This window comes from Hydrogenophaga sp. 70-12, assembly GCF_001897365.1.
Classification (GTDB): domain Bacteria; phylum Pseudomonadota; class Gammaproteobacteria; order Burkholderiales; family Burkholderiaceae_C; genus Hydrogenophaga; species Hydrogenophaga borbori.
The window spans coordinates 1-16,409 of the sequence record NZ_MKSS01000106.1; the positions used below are offsets into that span (position 1 = coordinate 1).

General features: G+C 73.0%; 14 protein-coding genes. 3 read left to right on the forward strand and 11 right to left on the reverse strand.

Annotation, left to right across the window (positions count from 1 at the left end):
- Window positions 1–161: 161 nt before the first annotated feature.
- From BGO22_RS06795 to BGO22_RS06810, 4 genes are all read right to left on the reverse strand, one after another.
- Entirely contained in the window at window positions 162–1,244 is a 1,083-nt protein-coding gene (locus BGO22_RS06795) for a hypothetical protein (RefSeq protein WP_070400555.1), read from the reverse strand.
- Between the two features lie 338 nt (window positions 1,245–1,582).
- Window positions 1,583–2,173: a thioredoxin fold domain-containing protein gene (locus tag BGO22_RS06800; RefSeq protein WP_070400554.1), complete on the reverse strand. Its 591-nt coding sequence runs from the start codon at window positions 2,171–2,173 to the stop codon at window positions 1,583–1,585.
- Between the two features lie 20 nt (window positions 2,174–2,193).
- On the reverse strand, window positions 2,194–2,616 hold the full coding sequence (locus tag BGO22_RS06805) for an RcnB family protein (protein WP_070400553.1): 423 nt from the start codon (window positions 2,614–2,616) through the stop codon (window positions 2,194–2,196).
- Window positions 2,617–2,717: 101 nt separating this feature from the next.
- Complete coding sequence (locus BGO22_RS06810) at window positions 2,718–3,206, reverse strand: tellurite resistance TerB family protein (protein WP_070400552.1); 489 nt, start codon at window positions 3,204–3,206, stop codon at window positions 2,718–2,720.
- A gap of 204 nt (window positions 3,207–3,410) precedes the next feature.
- On the opposite strand from BGO22_RS06810, the gene BGO22_RS06815 reads away from it, so the two are divergent.
- Together BGO22_RS06815 and BGO22_RS06820 are read left to right on the forward strand one after the other, a co-directional pair.
- Window positions 3,411–5,516 (forward strand): hypothetical protein, encoded by a 2,106-nt coding sequence (locus BGO22_RS06815; protein ID WP_070400551.1) that lies wholly within the window; start codon window positions 3,411–3,413, stop codon window positions 5,514–5,516.
- Window positions 5,517–5,554: 38 nt separating this feature from the next.
- Complete coding sequence (locus BGO22_RS06820; RefSeq protein WP_070400550.1) at window positions 5,555–6,301, forward strand: tRNA-uridine aminocarboxypropyltransferase; 747 nt, start codon at window positions 5,555–5,557, stop codon at window positions 6,299–6,301.
- Here BGO22_RS06820 and BGO22_RS06825 read toward each other — a convergent pair.
- Both BGO22_RS06825 and BGO22_RS06830 read right to left on the reverse strand, forming a co-directional pair.
- Complete coding sequence (locus BGO22_RS06825) at window positions 6,298–7,164, reverse strand: hypothetical protein (protein ID WP_286849732.1); 867 nt, start codon at window positions 7,162–7,164, stop codon at window positions 6,298–6,300. The genes BGO22_RS06820 and BGO22_RS06825 overlap by 4 nt on opposite strands.
- Window positions 7,161–8,117 (reverse strand): alpha/beta fold hydrolase, encoded by a 957-nt coding sequence (locus BGO22_RS06830; protein WP_070400548.1) that lies wholly within the window; start codon window positions 8,115–8,117, stop codon window positions 7,161–7,163. Before BGO22_RS06830 ends, BGO22_RS06825 begins: the two co-directional genes overlap by 4 nt.
- 77 nt (window positions 8,118–8,194) lie before the next feature.
- Here BGO22_RS06830 and BGO22_RS06835 point away from each other — a divergent pair, with 77 nt between their 5' ends.
- A complete protein-coding gene (locus BGO22_RS06835) occupies window positions 8,195–8,935 on the forward strand; it encodes an AraC family transcriptional regulator (RefSeq protein WP_070400547.1) in 741 nt (246 codons plus the stop codon).
- A gap of 12 nt (window positions 8,936–8,947) precedes the next feature.
- Here the strand turns inward: BGO22_RS06835 and kdpE are convergent, their stop codons facing one another.
- The 5 genes from kdpE to kdpA form a co-directional block, all read right to left on the reverse strand.
- Window positions 8,948–9,640, reverse strand: coding sequence for a two-component system response regulator KdpE (gene kdpE, locus BGO22_RS06840; RefSeq protein WP_070400546.1), 693 nt, complete (start codon window positions 9,638–9,640; stop codon window positions 8,948–8,950).
- Window positions 9,641–9,698: 58 nt separating this feature from the next.
- Window positions 9,699–12,404, reverse strand: a complete 2,706-nt coding sequence (locus BGO22_RS06845) for a DUF4118 domain-containing protein (RefSeq protein WP_070400545.1) — start codon at window positions 12,402–12,404, stop codon at window positions 9,699–9,701.
- 72 nt (window positions 12,405–12,476) lie between these two features.
- Window positions 12,477–13,109, reverse strand: a complete 633-nt coding sequence (gene kdpC, locus BGO22_RS06850) for a potassium-transporting ATPase subunit KdpC (RefSeq protein WP_070400544.1) — start codon at window positions 13,107–13,109, stop codon at window positions 12,477–12,479.
- A gap of 16 nt (window positions 13,110–13,125) precedes the next feature.
- Window positions 13,126–15,195 (reverse strand): potassium-transporting ATPase subunit KdpB, encoded by a 2,070-nt coding sequence (gene kdpB / locus BGO22_RS06855; RefSeq protein ID WP_070400543.1) that lies wholly within the window; start codon window positions 15,193–15,195, stop codon window positions 13,126–13,128.
- Between the two features lie 10 nt (window positions 15,196–15,205).
- A partial coding sequence (gene kdpA / locus BGO22_RS06860; RefSeq protein ID WP_286849736.1) for a potassium-transporting ATPase subunit KdpA occupies window positions 15,206–16,409 on the reverse strand: 1,204 nt, incomplete at its 5' end.

Below are 16,409 nucleotides of genomic sequence, written 5' to 3' on the forward strand. Positions count from 1 at the left end.
GCTGGACGTTGGTGATCGTGAGGTGGTTGATGCTCACGCCCGCGGCCCACGCGAAGGGGGAGGCGAGCAGGAGCAGCAGCAGCCACCGCCAGGGCCGCTGGAGAAGGCCCTGGACGAGCGGCCGCGCGAACCAGGGAACGAAGCGAGGGACGAGGCGCATGTCAGAACCCCACGGCGTTGAAGCTGACCAGGGTGAGCGAGGCGTCGGCCATCACCACGACCACGGACAGCACGAGGGGAACGGCCGTCAGGTCGACCTTGGCGAGCGCGCGCGAGGGCAGTTCGCGCGGGCGCTGAAAGACCTCGTCGAGGCGGCGCACATCGCGCGTCTGGCGCAGGCCCGTGCCGGCCGCGCAGCGCGCCGTGGGGTTGCTGCCCAGTGGAACGTCCACGCCGACCACCAGGCTGGTGCGGGCCTTCATGCCCGGGGCACCGCCGTCGCGTGCCAGCGCCACGTTCCACATGCCGTGGCGCACGCCGAACGAGAGGCGATCGCCCGCCACGCCGGTGTTGGCGTTGCCCTCCAACTGCCAGCAGCCTGGCAGGGAATGGGTATAGCCCAGGCCCGCGGTGGTGCGGCTGTCCTTTTCGCCCGAGCCGTCCTGGAAGTGGTAGCGCAGGGTTTCGCGGCCCAGCGAGAGCTTGAGCTCGGCGTTGGCCCAGGGGCGCAGGCCCATGCCCACGTTGAAGCCCTGCAGGCGGCCGGGCGCGATTTCGCGCGGGTCGACGAGGAAGCGGATGAGCGTGGGCGATTCCTCCACCATCACCGCGTCGGGCACGTCGGGCTTGCGCGCGCGGGCCATGTAGACGCTGCCGTTGAGCTGCGTGAGCCAGGCACCTTCATCGAAGCGTTTAATCACGCGCGCCAGCGCCGAGGCCTGGTCGACCGACACGTCGGCGGGGCCGGAATAGAACGGGTAGGTGTCGGTGTCGCGCAGCCAGCCCAGCGACAGGCCGACGTGCAGGTCCTTGCTGGGCGAGTACAGGCCGTTGAGCACGGCCTCCTGGTGCTCGATGCTGGCCATGAAGTTGCCGCCCACGGCCCACTGGTCGTTGAGCAGGCGGGCGTAGTCGACGCCGCCGCGCAGGCCGCGGCCGCCCCCCCAGTCGCGCCCGATGCTGGCGTTGAGCCGGGTGTCGGGCGATTCGCTGCTGTACTGGGCGCCCGAGTCGTTGAGGCTCAGGCCGCCGGCCTGCACCGCCGGGTGGGCTTGGCTGGCCTGCCCCGGTCGCCGGTCGGGCATGACCGGGCTGCCGTCCGCCGGGGGCCGGGGCGCCTTGGGCGAAGCGCCGAACGGGGAGGCGGCCGGGACGGGGGCCGCTGGGCCGGGATCGGCCTGGGCACGGCAGGGCGCGATGGCCAGCGGAGCCGCCAGGGCCGCCATGGCCCACGGTGGAAGCAAGGGACGAGGCATGGAGCGATCGATGAACAGTTGGTGGGGCACCGCCCGAAAGCGGTAGCGGGCGTTCACCAAGTTTCAGCCGATCGGCCTACTTTCTAGATACTCCCTTGGCACTAATTGATTAAGAATCCGTTGCGTCTGGCGGCCATGCCCGCACGTTCGCCGCCTGACCGGTTTTTTTACTGCCCGCCCAGGCCAATGAAGCTGGCCAGCTGCCCCGTGGGCATGGCGCCAGCCACGGTGCGGGCGCCATTGCCTTTCGGGTCGCGCGCCACGATGAAGGGCACCGATTCCGCACCCAGGCGCGTCAGCAGGGCCGTGTTGTGCTTGATGGCGGCTTCCAGTTCGGCCGGCACGCTGGCGGAAGCGGAAATGCCGCCCTGGCCGGTGCTCAGGCTTTTCTCGTGGGTCGCCATGGCCTCGGCCGGGTTGGCCGCGCCGAGAATGGCCGCCCCTTGGGGCAGGCTCTTGGCGTTGAGCAGGGCCACAGGCAGCCAGACGAAGCGCGCCTGGCGCAGCAGGGGCTGCGACGACTCCCACAGCGCGGCGCAGTGCGGGCACTGCGGGTCGAACAGCACATAAACGGTCTGGGCGGCCATCATGGCGCCCACGGTGAATCCCTTGCCTTCGGCGGCGAGCACCTGCAAGGCCTGGCTGTGGTCGATGGGTGGGGCCGGCGGCGCGGCATCGGGCTCGCGCGAACAGGCGGACAAAAAGCCCATGGCCGCAAAAGCGGCCATGGAGGAGAGGAGGGCGTGGCGGCGTTTCATGCCGCGATGGTAGTGCCGGATCAGTTGCTGAGGATGGCGTGGGCGATCAGGCCGGTGGCGGCGGCGATCAGCAGGAATTCGCCATTGACCTGCACCCAGTGGTGGCCGCGCGGCGGCTGGTACAGGCGTGGGTTGTGCTGCACCACGATGTAGCGGCCGCCGCGGTACTCGCGGGGCAGGTACTGGCCGCGCTGCCAGCGCGGGGCGGGGCCGTAGTAGTAGTGGTTGCGGTTCACGATGCGCACGTCGCGCGGACCGTGCTCGAAACGCGGGCCTCGGTCGAAACGGGGGCCGCGGTCGTGGACATGCCGATCGACGTGGCGCTCGGCGCGCGGGCCGTCATGGCGCGAGAAGCCGCGGTGGTCGTCGCGGGCCAGGGCGGCGGTGCTCATGGCGAGCGTGGCGGTGGCGACGGCGATGGAGATCAGCGAACGGGCTTTCATCTCGGTCTCCTTTCGGGAGGTGTTGTTGAGCCTTCATCGTGCCCAGGCCGTGTATCGCGCCGGTAAACCGGTTGCGGCGCCACCGCAAAGATTGTGTGGGTTCACGGCAGCACGTCGTGCCCCGACGGCGGTCCCGCGTGCTGCGCGTGCAGCTTGGCCGCGATGTACTCGCCGTGCGTGACGTGCAGCAGCCCCGCGACCTTGCGGATGACCGCGTTCTCGTGCACGTCCAGGTGGGCGTCGGCGTAGGCCACGGCCCACATGGCCTCCACCATGGTCACCTTCTGCGCGTGCGTGAAGCGCTCGTTGAGCAGGCGGGTGAAGCGCTGGTAGTCGTAGGCGGTGCGGGCGGTCTCGTGGGCCAGCTCGATCAGGCGCTGCAACTCGTCGTCGCTGAGCTGGAACTGGCGGCGCAGGGCGCGCAGCACGGCGGCGTACTCGCCCTCGTGCACCTCGGGCGCGGCGCGCATCACCTCGACCAGCAGCACGGCGGTGGACAGCTGCAGGGTGTGCTCGTCGAGTGGCGTGTCCGCCGGGGCGGCGAGCTCGCCGGTGAGCCGCTCGATCAGGTCTTTGACGGTCTTGAACATGACATCTCCATGGCCAGGGATGGAGCGGGGTGACCGGCGGAGGTTCCGCGGTCCGGCGCGTCGCGCAGGCGACAGACCACGGTACGCCCGGCTCAGGGAAAACGCCAGACCCCCCTGGTGCGCGCGCCACGGCAGGCCTATAACCGCCGCTCGGAACAGCACCCGGCCCCCGAGCCGCCCCGCGGCTCACCCAGGAGACACGCCATGAACCTGCTTCGCGCGCGTTCGACCCGTTGGATTCCTTTGCTGGCCCTGTGGCCGGTGCTGGCCCTGGCCGACGGCGTGGCCGTGCGCTACGACGCCACTGCGGCCCCCTTCCCCAGCAACCGCTGGACGGTGCCCGACTTCGGCAACGCCACACTGCGCCGGGTGAACCTGCCCAAGCCCGACTGCGCCGCGCGGCCCAGCGACTGCGCCGACATCGACGTCATCAACACGCTGGACGGCTTTTCCACCCAGCCGCGTTTCACGGTGCCGTTCACGGGCGACATCGACCCGGCGTCGGTGGGCAGCGACAGCATCTACCTGGTCAACCTGGGCGACGTGCTCACCCTGCGCGGCTTCGGCCAGAAGGTGGGCATCAACCGCGTGGTGTGGGACCCGCCGAGCAAGACCCTGGCCTTCGAATCCGACGAGCTGCTGCAGGAGCGCTCGCGCTACCTGCTGGTGATCACGAACGGCGTGCGCGACGCCAGCGGCAAGAAGATCAAGTCGGCCAGCTTCCTGGACGGGCGCGATGCGCAGCAGCGCGAGTTGCGCGACGCGCTGCCGATGGCGCGCGGCGGCGGTCGCAACGTGGTGGCGGCCTCGCTGTTCACCACGCAGTCGGCCACCGGCGACCTGCTCAAGATCCAGCGGCGCATCAAGGCCAGCACGCCCGCGCCCATGAACTTCATGGTGGGCAACGGCGGCAGCGTGCGCGCGCTGTTCCCGGTGGCGGGGCTGCAGGGCATCCAGTTCAACCGCCAGACCGGCACGGCACCGGCGTTCACGCCCAGCTTCCTGCCCACGCCGGCCCTGCAGGTGGTGCCGGGCGCGGTGGGCCAGGTGGCCTACGGCCGTTTCGACTCGCCCTCGTACCAGAACGCCGCCAAGGTGATCCCCGCGACCGACACGCTGACCGGCGCGCCGCGCCTGCTGGGCAGCGAGACGCTGACGGCCCAGTTCTTCCTGCCCGCCGGACCCAAGCCGGCCATGGGTTGGCCGGTGGCGATCTTCGGCCACGGCTTCACCGACAGCATGTACGGCGCGCCCTGGACGGTGGCCTCGGTGCTGGCCTCGCAGGGCATCGCCACGGTGTCGATCAACGTGGTGGGCCACGGCGGCGGCGCCCTGGGCACGCTCAATGCGCTGCCCACCGTGGGCGCGCCGGTGCAGATCCCCGCTGGCGGGCGCGGCATCGACCAGGACGGCAACGGCAGCATCGACAGCACCGAGGGCGTGAACGCCGCCGCGCCGCAGACCATCGTCAGCAGCCGCGACGGCCTGCGCCAGACGGTGATCGACCTGATGCAGCTGGTGCGCCAGATCGAGGTCGGCGTCGACGCCGACGGCGACGGCGCGCCCGATCTTGACCCCGGCCGCATCTACTACGCCGGCCAGTCCTTCGGCGGCATCTACGGCACCATCCTGCTGGGCGTGGAGCGCAACATCAAGGCTGGCGTGCCCAACGTGCCGGGCGGCTCCATCACCGAGATCGCGCGCCTGAGCCCCGCCTTTCGCATCCTCACCGGCCTGAGCCTGGCCACGCGCCAGCCGGTGCTGCTGAACCTGCCGCCCACGCCCGAGCGGCCGGTGCCGCTGAACTTCGACGAGAACATCCCGCTGCGCGACCAGCCGCCGCTGGTCAACACCGTGCCGGGCGCCATGGCCATCGCCGAGCTGCTGGACCGCAACCAATGGGTGCAGCAGTCGGGCAACCCGGTGTCCTACGCCGAGCTGATCCGCCGCGACCCGCCGGCGGGCCACGCGGCTAAGCCCGTGATCGTGCAGTTCGCCAAGGGCGACGTGACCGTGCCCAACCCCACCAGCAGCGCCATCGTGCGCGCGGGCGGGCTCAAAGACCGCGTCACCTACTACCGCAACGACCTGGCCTTCGCCGCCAATCCGGGCATCCCCAAGAACCCGCACACCTTCCTCACCAACATCGGCATCGCGGCGGCCGCGCCGCTGGCGGTGGCGGCGCAGACCCAGATCGCGGTCTTCTTCGCCAGCCACGGCGCGACGGTGATCGACCCCGACGCCGGCGGGCCGCTGTTCGAGGTGCCTATCCAGGGCGATCTGCCGGAGGGGCTGAACTTCATCCCCTGAACCGGCCGTGCGCGGGGCGGCGGTACAGTCGCTGCCCCATGCCCCACGCCGTCTCCCGCCTGCGCGCCGCGCGCCTGGCCGCCAGCTCCAAGCCCTTCGTCGCGCGCGGCTCCGCGCCCGGGCGCTGCGCGCGCTGCCGGCTTTTTTCCCCTTACTGCATCTGCGACCTGCGCCCGCGCGTGGACACGCGCGCCGGCGTCTGCCTGCTCATGGGCGACATCGAGGCGCTCAAGCCCAGCAACACCGGCTGGCTGATCGCCGACCTGGTGGCCGACACCTGGGCCTTTGCCTGGTCGCGCACGGTCATCGACCCCGCGCTCATCGCCCTGCTGAACGACCCGCAGTGGCAGCCCTGCGTGGTGTTCCCCGGCGAATTCGTGGACCCGGCGCGCGTGATCACCGCGCCGCCGCCGGCCGCTGCCGCCACCGCCGGCGCACCCGCGCGGCGCCCGCTGTTCGTGCTGCTCGACGGCACCTGGTCCGAGGCGCGCAAGATGTTCAACAAGAGCCGCTACCTCGACCCCTTCCCGGTGCTGAGCCTGCACCCCGACCACCCCTCGAACTACCGCCTGCGCCGCGCCGCGCGCGCCGACCACTTCTGCACCGCCGAGGTGGCGGCCCTGTGCCTGGCCCTGGCGGGCGAGGCGCGCGCGGCCGAGGCCCTGGCCGCCTGGCTGGACGTGTTCAGCGAGCACTACCTCAAAGGCAAGCAGAACCGGCCGGTGGACCGGAACGGGCCGGCGCACCAGCGGCTCAGGGCGCTGACCCCGGGCACGGCCGGCTAGCCGCAGCGCACCAGCGCGTGGCCGCCGGGCGCGGCCACGCCGGCGAGCCGCTCCAGCACCTCGGCGGGCGGGTCCGGGTCCTTCGATCCGGCTTCGGCACCCGCGCGCAGGCGGACCACGTCGCCCACCCGCAGCCGCAGCGCCTCGGGGGCGGTGGCCACCCAGACCGGGGCGTACCAGTCGCCGCCGTCCAACACCTTGAGCTGGCAGCCCAGGCGCAGCACGCGGCCAGCGGCCAGGTCGCTGTCGCGCAGGGCGTCCAGGCGGCGCAGGCCGGCCTGGGCGAAGTCGAAGGCCCAGGCCGGTGCCGGCCCGCGCAGCTTCACGCGCCACTGGCCGGGCGGCTCGCCCGGCGCCTGGCAGGGCGCACCGGGCCGGGGGCTCAGGGCGGAGGCCGCGGCCTCGCCCAGCGCGCTGGCGCTGCCCGCATAGACGCCGTGCCAGCGCGGCGCCGCCCCGCCGTCCACGGCCGGCCAGGCCGCGCGCAGCCCGCGCACGTCCACCACGCTGCCGCTGGCCAGGCGCAGGCCGGCCGGGGCGAGCACCGTCACCGTGAGCCAGCGCATGCCCGAGGCCTGCGCGGCGTCCGGCAGCCCGCACTCGCCTTCGAACAGCCGGCCTTCCTCGAGTTCGCGCCGGGTCACGCCGGCGCGCAGGGCCGCGTACAGCTCGGGGTGGCCGTCGCGCACGCCGTGGCGGTCCTTCACCACGTCCAGCACCTGGGCGCGCGTCAGGCCGCCGGCGCGGGGCGCGGTCTCGCAGCCGGCGAGGGCGGCGCAGGCCACCCACAGGGCGGCGGTGGCCGCCAGCCGGTCGGCGGCGCGCGCGGCTGGCGGGGCGAGGGCGTGGGCGGGCGGTGTCATGTCCGGTGGCGCATCCAGCGGTGGCGTTCCAGGAAGGGGCGGTAGCGCTGCGCCACGGTCAGCGGCGCCTCCATCATGGGCAAGTGTCCCAAACGGTCCAGCACCTGGATGTCCGCATCGGGACGTTGCCAGCGCAGCGTGCGCGCGCCCGATACGTGGAACACGCGGTCGCGCCGTCCCCACAGCACCAGCAGCGGCGCCGGCACCCGCGCGAGGCGCTGCTCCAGCAGGTAGCGGTCGGCCAGGTGTTCGCGCCAGAGGCGGTGGTTGGAGGGGGCGCGGCGGATCGCGTCCTCGCGCGCGGCGCGCAGGATGGGCCAGGGCAGCCAGGGCCGCTGCCCGAACAGGCGCGCCAGCAGCGCGTCGAACTCCGCCGCGTCGTGCGCGATCAGCGGGGTCTGTCCGGCGTCGATCAGCCGGTCGGTCTCGCTGGGGCGCGGCGAGCGCAGTCCGTGCGGCGCGCCGATGAACGCCAGCGAGGCGACGCGGCCCGGGTATTCCCCGGCCAGCAGGGCCCCCAGCGCGCCGCCCATGGAGCTGCCGGCCACGTGCGCGCGCTGCACGCCGATGGCGTCCATGAAGGCGCGCAGCCGCTCCACCTGCTCGGCGTAGCCGTAGCGCTGGTCCTCGTGCCGCTCGCTGGCGCCGAAGCCGGGCAGGTCGGGCACGACCACGCGGTGGTGCGGGGTCAGCCGGCGCGCCAGGTCCACCCAATGGTCCTTCTCGGCGAAGATGCCGTGCAACAGCAGCACGGGCTCGCCGCGCCCGCCCTCCAGATAATGCAGGCCGTGCCCCGCCACCCGGACCTCGCGCGCCGCAAGGCCCGCCAGCCGGCGGTTCAGATTCACCAGAGGAGACTTGAGCACATGCGACAGCCCGCTCTTCGCGGTGTGGACGACGCCGGCCTGCGCGGCCAGGTTCAGCGCCCAGTGGTGGGCGGTGCGGATCGACAACTCGTTCTCCTGTGGTGTGGGTGGATGAAGCCGCCACGGTACGGGCGGCTGGCGCGCCTGTCTTGGAGGTTTGGGCTGTGTTGATCGGCAACGCGCTCACCCTGTGCGCCGACAAGGCGCTCTACCTGGGCGAGATCCCCGCCACCGGTTGGCACCGCCACGCCGCGCCGGTGCTGCTGCTGGGCTTGTCGGGGCGTTTTCGCCTGCTGTTGCCGAAAGGGCGCGAGGAGAGCTGCCACAGCGCCTTGATCGACGCCGGCGTGGAGCACGTGTTCGATCCGCAGGGCGAGCGCGTGGCGCTGATGTACCTGGAGCCCGACGCGCCCGAGGTGCGCCGCCTGCGGCGGGTGTTCGCGGCCCAGGGCCAGGTCATCGGCGAGCCGGTGCCGCGCGCGCGCATCCGCTGGCACACCGAGCAGCGCCTGCACAGCTTCGATCTGCCCACGCTGCTGGGGCCGGGTGGCCTGCCGCCCCTGGCCAGCGTGGACCCGCGCGTGCTGAGCAGCCTGCGGCGCCTGCGCGAAGCGGGCGAGGGCGTGCCCGACCGCGAGGCGCTGGCGCGCGCGGCGCACCTGTCGGCCTCGCGCTTCAACCACCTGTTCAGCGAGGCGCTGGGCGTGAGCTTTCGCAGCTACCGCATCTGGACGCAGGTGCGCCGCGCCATGGCCGCCTACCGGCCCGACGGCAGCCTGACCGAGGCCGCGCTGGACGGCGCCTTCGCCGATTCGGCCCACTTCAGCCGCATGTTCCGCCACACCTTCGGCATGACGCCCTCCAGCGTGTTGCGGCCGCTGCGCGCGGTGAACGTGCTGGACTGAAGGGGCGCGGCCTCAGGGCACGAAGCGGTAGCCGATGCCCGTTTCCGTGAGCAGGTGCCGGGGCATGGCCGGGTGCTGCTCGATCTTCTTGCGCAGGTTGGCCATGTGCACGCGCACGTAGTGCGTGTCCTCGCGGTGGCCGGGGCCCCAGACGGCCTGCAGCAGCTGGGCGTGCGTGACCACGCGCTCGGGCTGGCTGGCCAGGTGGGTCAGCAGCTTGTATTCGATGGGCGTCAGGCGCAGCGGCTCGCCCGCGCGCTGCACCTGGTGGCGCGCCAGGTCGATCTCCACCTCGCCGAAACGCAGCACCGATTCGCCGGCCGGCGTCTGCGCCCGGTGGCGGCGCAGCTGCGCGCGCACGCGCGCCATCAGCTCGCCCGAGCCGAAGGGCTTGACGAGGTAGTCGTCGGCGCCCGCGTCCAGCGCCTCGATCTTGCTGGCCTCGGCGCTGCGCGCCGAGAGCACGATCACCGGCACCGCCGACCACTGCCGCAGGTCGCGGATCAGGTCCACGCCGTCGCCGTCGGGCAGGCCCAGGTCCAGCACCACCAGGTCGGGGCGGCGCGTGCCGGCCTCGATCAGTCCGCGCTGCAGGGTGGCGGCCTCGTGCACCTCATGGCCCTCGGCCTGCAGCGTGAGCCGCACGAAGCGGCGGATGTCGTTCTCGTCCTCGACGATCAGGATCTGCGGGGCGTGGGTGCTCATGGTGAAACCTTGGCGCGGCGCGCTGCGGTGCGAACCCCTTCGGGCGGCCGGGCGGTGCTCATGGCGGCGGATTGTCGGCCGGCGGCGGCGTGCCGCGCGGCAGCGTGATCTCGATGCGCGCGCCCTCCACGCGGCCCTCGCGGGTGCGGTTGTGGCCCTCGATGCGCCCGCCGTGCGCCTCCACGATGGCGCGACCGATGGCCAGGCCCAGGCCGACGCCGGGCGTGGCGCTTTCGCGCGCGCCGCGCTCGAACTTCTCGAACACGCGCGCCTCCTGCCCGCGCGGCAGGCCGGGACCGTGGTCGTCCACGCGCAGGCGCACCGCCTCGGGGTCGGCCTCGGCCCACAGGCGGATGGCGGAGCCGGGCGGCGTGTACTTGGCGGCGTTCTCCAGCAGGTTCACCAGCACCCGCTCCATCAGCACGGCGTCGAACTGCAGCAGCGGCAGGTCGGCCGGCAGATCGACCTGGATCGCGCGGCCGTGCAGCGCGTCGCCGCAGGCGGCCAGGGCGCTGCCCACCACCTCTTCCAGCGGTTGCCAGGCGCGCTGCAGCGGCACGGCGCCGGCCTGCAGGCGCGCCATGTCCAGCAGGTTGTTCACCAGCGCCGCCATGCGCCGCGCCGACTGCGCAATGGCCTCGGCCAACTCGGCCTGCGCGGGCGACAGCGCCGGCGGCGTCAGGCGCAGCGCCTCGCCCAGGCCCACCAGCGAGGCCAGCGGCGTGCGCAGGTCGTGCGAAATGGCGGCGAGCAGCGAGTTGCGCAGCCGCTCCGATTCGATCTGCACCGTGCTGTGCTGCGCCACCTCGATGTAGTGGATGCGCTCCAGCGAGATGGCCAGCAGCGAGGCGCAGGCCCCCAGCGCCCGGCGCTGTTCGGTGTCCAGCGCGCGCGCGCCGCCGGGGTCGAGCACCAGCGCGCCGCGCACGCGCATGGGTGCCTTCAGCGGCACCACCAGCGTGGCGCTGGCGGGCAGGGTGTCGGTGCCGCGGCCGGCGGGCTCGCCGCGCTCGAAGGCCCACTGCGCCACCGCCATGTCCACTGGCGCCTGCCCGCCGGGCAGGGGCTGCAGCCGGTCGTTCAGGTCGGCCGCGAGCAAGGTGCTGGGCATGCCGAATTCGGCCCGCACGAAGCGCGCGCCGATGTCGGCCACCTGCTCGGGCAGCAGCGCGGCGGACAGGTCGCGCGACATGTCGTGCAGCGCGCGCACGCGCCGCTCGCGCCGCGTGGCGGCGTCGGCCTGCTGGCGCAGCACGGCGGTGAGCTGGCCGATGGCCAGGGCCACCACCAGCATCACGCCGAAGGTGACGAGGTATTGCACGTCGCTCACCGCGAGCGTGAAGCGCGGCGGCACGAAGTAGAAGTCGAACAGCGCCACGCCCAGGAAGGCCGCCAGCACCGCCGGGCCGCGGCCGTAGCGCAGCGCGATGGCCACCACGATGAGCAGGAAGATCATCACGATGTTGCTGAGCTCCAGCACCGGGATCAGCGGCGTGGCCAGCACGGCGGTGAGCGCGCAGGCCAGGCCGGCGGCAAGGTAGCCGGGCCAGCGCGGGTCGCGTGGCGGTTCGGCCGCAGGGGCGGCGCCCTCGCGTTCGCGCGCGCCGGACGGCTCGGCCACCTGCAGCAGCTCCAGGTCGCCGGCCACCGCCGCGATGCGCTCGGCCAGCGGGCGCGACCAGGGCCGGCGCCGGCGCGCGCGGCCCAGCACCAACCGGCTGAGGTTGTGTTCGCGCGCGTGGCGCACCAGCGCGGCGGCCGGGTCGCGGTCGCTGAAGCTGCTCACGCTGGCGCCCAGCGACTCGGCCAGGTCCAGCGCCTTTTGCGTGGCGGCGCTGGGCTCGCGCGAGAGCGCCTGCACGTGCACCGCGTGCCAGGGCAGGTCCAGCTGCGCGGCCATGCGCGCGGCGCAGCGCACCACCTTGTCGGCCGCCGGTCCCGGGCCCACGCAGGCCAGCAGCGACTCGCGGTTGGGCCACACCGGGCGCACCGCGCCGGCCTGGCGGAAGGCGCGCACCTCGTCGTCCACGCGGTCGGCGGTGCGGCGCAGGGCCAGCTCGCGCAGGGCCAGCAGGTTGCCTTTGCGGAAGAAGTGGGCGGCGGCGCGCTCGGCGCGCTGGTCGTCGCCACCGCTTTCCCGGGTGGGCAGGTACACCTTGCCGCTGTGCAGGCGCTCCAGCAGCTCATCGGGCGGCAGGTCGACGACGACGACCTCGTCGGCCTCGTCGAACAGGCGGTCGGGCACGGTCTCCCACACGCGCACGCCGGTGATGCCGCTGACCACGTCGTTCAGGCTGTCGAGGTGCTGCACGTTCATCGTGGTCCACACGTCGATGCCGGTGGCCAGCAGCTCCTCGGCGTCCTGCCAGCGCTTGGGGTGGCGCGAGCCGGGCGCGTTGCTGTGCGCGAACTCGTCGAGCAGCACCAGGCCGTCGGGGTGCCGGGCGCCGAAGGCCAGCGCGGCGTCGAGGTCGAACTCGCGCAGCGTGTGGCCCTTGTGCGCCACCTCGCGCAGCGGCAGGCGCGGCAGGCCCTGGGTGAGGGCCTGGGTCTCGGGCCGGCCGTGGGTTTCCACCACGCCGATGGTCACCGGCGTGCCCTCGGCCTGGGCGGCGCGGGCGGCCGACAGCATGGCGTAGGTCTTGCCCACGCCGGCCGAGGCGCCGAAGAAGATCTTCAGGCGCCCCCGCCGCGCCCGGTCTTCGCCGGCCCGCACCTGCGCGAGCAGGATGTCGGGGTCGGGTCGCTGCGGGGCATCGTTCATGGCAAAACCTTCGCGCGGCGCGCTGCGGTGCGACCGGCTTCGGGCGGCCGTGCGTCGTTCATGGGGACCGCATCATCGCACCGGCGCCGCGGCGGCATCGAGCGCCAGGTTGAGCTCAAGCACGTTCACGCGCGGCTCGCCCAGGCCGGGGATCAGCGGGCGCTGCGCCTGGCGTTCCACCAGCGCCGCCACGGCGCCCGGCTCCAGGCGGCGCGTGCGGGCCACGCGGGGCGCCTGGTACAGCGCGGCCGCCAGGCTGATGTGCGGGTCCAGCCCGCTGCCCGAGGCCGTGACCAGGTCCACCGGCACGGGCGCGTTGTTGTCCGGGTCGGCCGCGCGCAGCGCCGCGATGCGCTCGCGCACGGCGTCCTTCAGCGGCTCGCTTGTGGGCCCCAGGTTGGAGCCGCCCGAGGCCGCGGCGTTGTACGGCACGGGCGCGGTGGCCGAGGGCCGGCCCCAGAAATAGCGCGGCTCGGTGAAGGCCTGGCCGATGAGGGCCGAGCCCACGGGGCGGCCGCCGCGCTCGATCAGGCTGCCGTTGGCCTGGCGCGGGAGCAGGGCCTGGGCCGCGCCCGTGACCAGCAGCGGATAGAGCAGGCCGGTGACCGCGCTGAGCAGCAGGAACAGCAGCACGGCGGCGCGCAGGGTGCTGCCCAGGCCTTCGCCGGCCGGGGCCTTGTCGGTGGAGGGGGATTCGGTGTTCATGGGAACTCGTGTGGGATCAGGCCAGGCCCAGGCCGGCGATCAGCAGGTCGATGGCCTTGATGCCGATGAAGGGAACCACCACGCCGCCCAGGCCGTAGACCGCCAGGTTGCGCCGCAGCAGCGAGGCCGCGTCCACGGCGCGGTAGGGCACGCCCTTGAGCGCGACCGGGATCAGCGCCACGATGACCAGGGCGTTGAACACCACCGCCGAAACGATGGCCGAGGTCGGGCTGGCCAGCTGCATCACGTTGAGCGCCTGCAGCTGCGGGTAGGTGGTGACGAAGGCGGCCGGCACGATGGCGAAGTACTTGGCCACGTCGTTGGCGATGCTGAAGGTGGTCAGCGCGCCGCGCGTCATCAGCAGGCGCTTGCCGGTCTCCACGATCTCGATCAGCTTGGTGGGGTTGCTGTCGAGGTCCACCATGTTGCCGGCCTCCTTGGCGGCCTGGGTGCCGGTGTTCATGGCCACGGCCACGTCGGCCTGGGCCAGCGCGGGCGCGTCGTTGGTGCCGTCGCCGGTCATGGCCACCAGGCGGCCGCGCGCCTGGTGCTCGCGGATGAGCGCGAGCTTGGCCTCGGGCGTGGCCTCGGCGAGGAAGTCGTCCACGCCGGCCTCGGCCGCGATGGCCGCCGCCGTGAGGCGGTTGTCGCCAGTGACCATCACGGTCTGGATGCCCATGCGGCGCAGCTCGGCGAAGCGCTCCTTGAGGCCACCCTTGACGATGTCCTTGAGCTCCACCACGCCAAGCGCGCGCGCGCCTTCGGCCACCACCAGGGGCGTGCTGCCGCGCCGCGCCACGTCGTCCACCAGGGCCTGCACCGGGGCGGACCAGGCGCCGCCGAGCGATTCCACGTGCCGGCGGATGGCATCGGCCGCGCCCTTGCGGATCTGGCGGCCGTCGGCCAGGTCCACGCCGCTCATGCGCGTCTGCGCGCTGAACGGCACGAAGTGCGCGCCCATCGATTGCAGCTCGCGTTCGCGCAGCTGGTGCCGGTGCTTGGCCAGCACCACGATGCTGCGGCCCTCGGGCGTTTCGTCGGCCAGCGAGGCGAGCTGGGCGGCGTCGGCCAGGTCACGCTCGTTCGTGCCCGTGGCCGGCAGGAAGGCCGCGGCCTGGCGGTTGCCCAGGGTGATGGTGCCGGTCTTGTCGAGCAGCAGCACGTCCACGTCGCCCGCCGCCTCCACCGCGCGGCCCGAGGTGGCGATCACATTGGCCTGCATCAGCCGGCTCATGCCCGCCACGCCGATGGCCGAGAGCAGGCCGGCGATGGTGGTCGGGATCAGGCAGACCAGCAGGGCCACCAGCACCACCAGGCCGACCGGCTGGCCGGCGCCGCCCGAGGCCTGCGCGCTGAAGGTGGAGAAGGGCAGCAGCGTCGCCACCACGCCCAGGAAGACCAGGGTCAGCGCCACCAGCAGGATCGTCAGCGCGATCTCGTTCGGCGTCTTCTGGCGCCGCGCGTTTTCCACCATGGCGATCATGCGGTCGACGAAGGTCTCGCCGGGGTTGACGCTCACGCGCACCACCACCGCGTCGGACAGCACGCGCGTGCCGCCAGTGACGGCCGAGAAGTCGCCGCCCGACTCGCGGATCACCGGCGCCGATTCGCCGGTGATGGCGCTCTCGTCCACCGAGGCCACGCCGTCGATCACCTCGCCGTCGGCGGGCACGGTGTCGCCGGCCTCGATCAGCACCACGTCGCCCTTGCGCAGCGAGTCGGCCTCGATCGGCAGCCAGCGCATGGCGCTGCGCGGCGTGCCGGCCTTGAAGGCGCCGTCGAGTTTCTTCGCCCAGGTCTTGCGCTTGAGCCCGCGCAGGCTCGCGGCCTGCGCCTGGCTGCGGCCTTCGGCCAGCGCTTCGGCGAAGTTGGCGAACAGCACGGTGAACCACAGCCACAGCGCCACGGCCAGCGTGAAGCCCTCGGGCCGCGCGAGCCACAGGGCGGTGGTGAAGGCGCTGCCCACGTAGACCACGAACATCACGGGGTTGCGGATCTGCGCGCGCGGGTCGAGCTTGCGCAGCGCACCGATCAGGGCCGGCCGCAACAGGGCCGGGTCGAACAGGGTCAAGGTTTTGCGTGTCATGGCGGGCTCCTCACTTCGCCCACAGGGTCAGGTGCTCCACCACCGGCCCCAGGGCCAGTGCGGGCACGTAGTTGAGCAAGCCCACCAGCAGCACCGTGCCCACCAGCAGGCCGACGAACAGCGGCCCGTGCGTGGGCAGGCTGCCGGTGGTGGCCTCGGCGCGCGGCTTGGCGGCGAAGGACCCTGCCAGGGCCAGCACCGGCAGGATCACGCCGAAGCGACCCAGCGCCATGGCGATGGCCAGCAGCACGTTGTAGAAGGGGGTGTTGGCCGACAGGCCCGCGAAGGCGCTGCCGTTGTTGTTGGCGGCCGAGCTCAGCGCGTACAGCACCTCGGTGAAGCCGTGCGGGCCCGCGTCCTGGATGCCGGCGCGCCCGGCCTCGCTCATCACCGCCACCGCGGTGCCCAGCAGCACCAGCAGCGGCGTGACTAGGATCGCCACCGACACCATCTGCATCTCGAAGGGCTCGATCTTCTTGCCCAGGTAGGCCGGGGTGCGCCCGATCATCAGGCCCGCCACGAAGACCGCCAGCAGCGCGAACACCAGCATGCCGTACAGGCCCGAGCCCACGCCCCCGAACACCACCTCGCCCAGCTGCATCAGCGCCGTGGGCACCAGGCCGCCCAGCGGGGTGAAGCTGTCGTGCATGGCGTTCACCGCGCCGCAGCTGGCGGCGGTGGTGACCACGGCGAACAGCGACGAAGCGGCGATGCCGAAGCGCACCTCCTTGCCCTCCATGTTGCCGCCCGACTGCAGCGCGCTGGCGGCCTGGTCGGCGCCCAGCGCGGCCAGGACCGGATTGCCCTGCTGCTCGAAATGGGTGGCGGCGACCACGGCGAGCACGAAGATCAGCGCCATGGCCGCGAGCACGGCCCACGCCTGGCGCCGGTCGCCCACCACGCGGCCAAAGGTGAAGCACAGGCCGGCGGGGATGGCGAAGATCGCCAGCATCTGCAGGGCGTTGCTCCATTCGTTCGGGTTCTCGAACGGGTGGGCCGAGTTGGCGTTGAAGAAGCCGCCACCGTTGGTGCCCAGCATCTTGATGGCGAGCTGCGAGGCCGTGGGCCCCATGGCCAGGGTCTGCTCACCCACGCCCGGCTGCAGCGGCGTGAGCGTGAGGAAGGGCGAAAGGTTCTGGATCACGCCCGTGGCCACGAAGGCCAGCGCCCATACGGTGGCGATGGGCAGCAGCACCCACAGCGTGGCGCGCGAC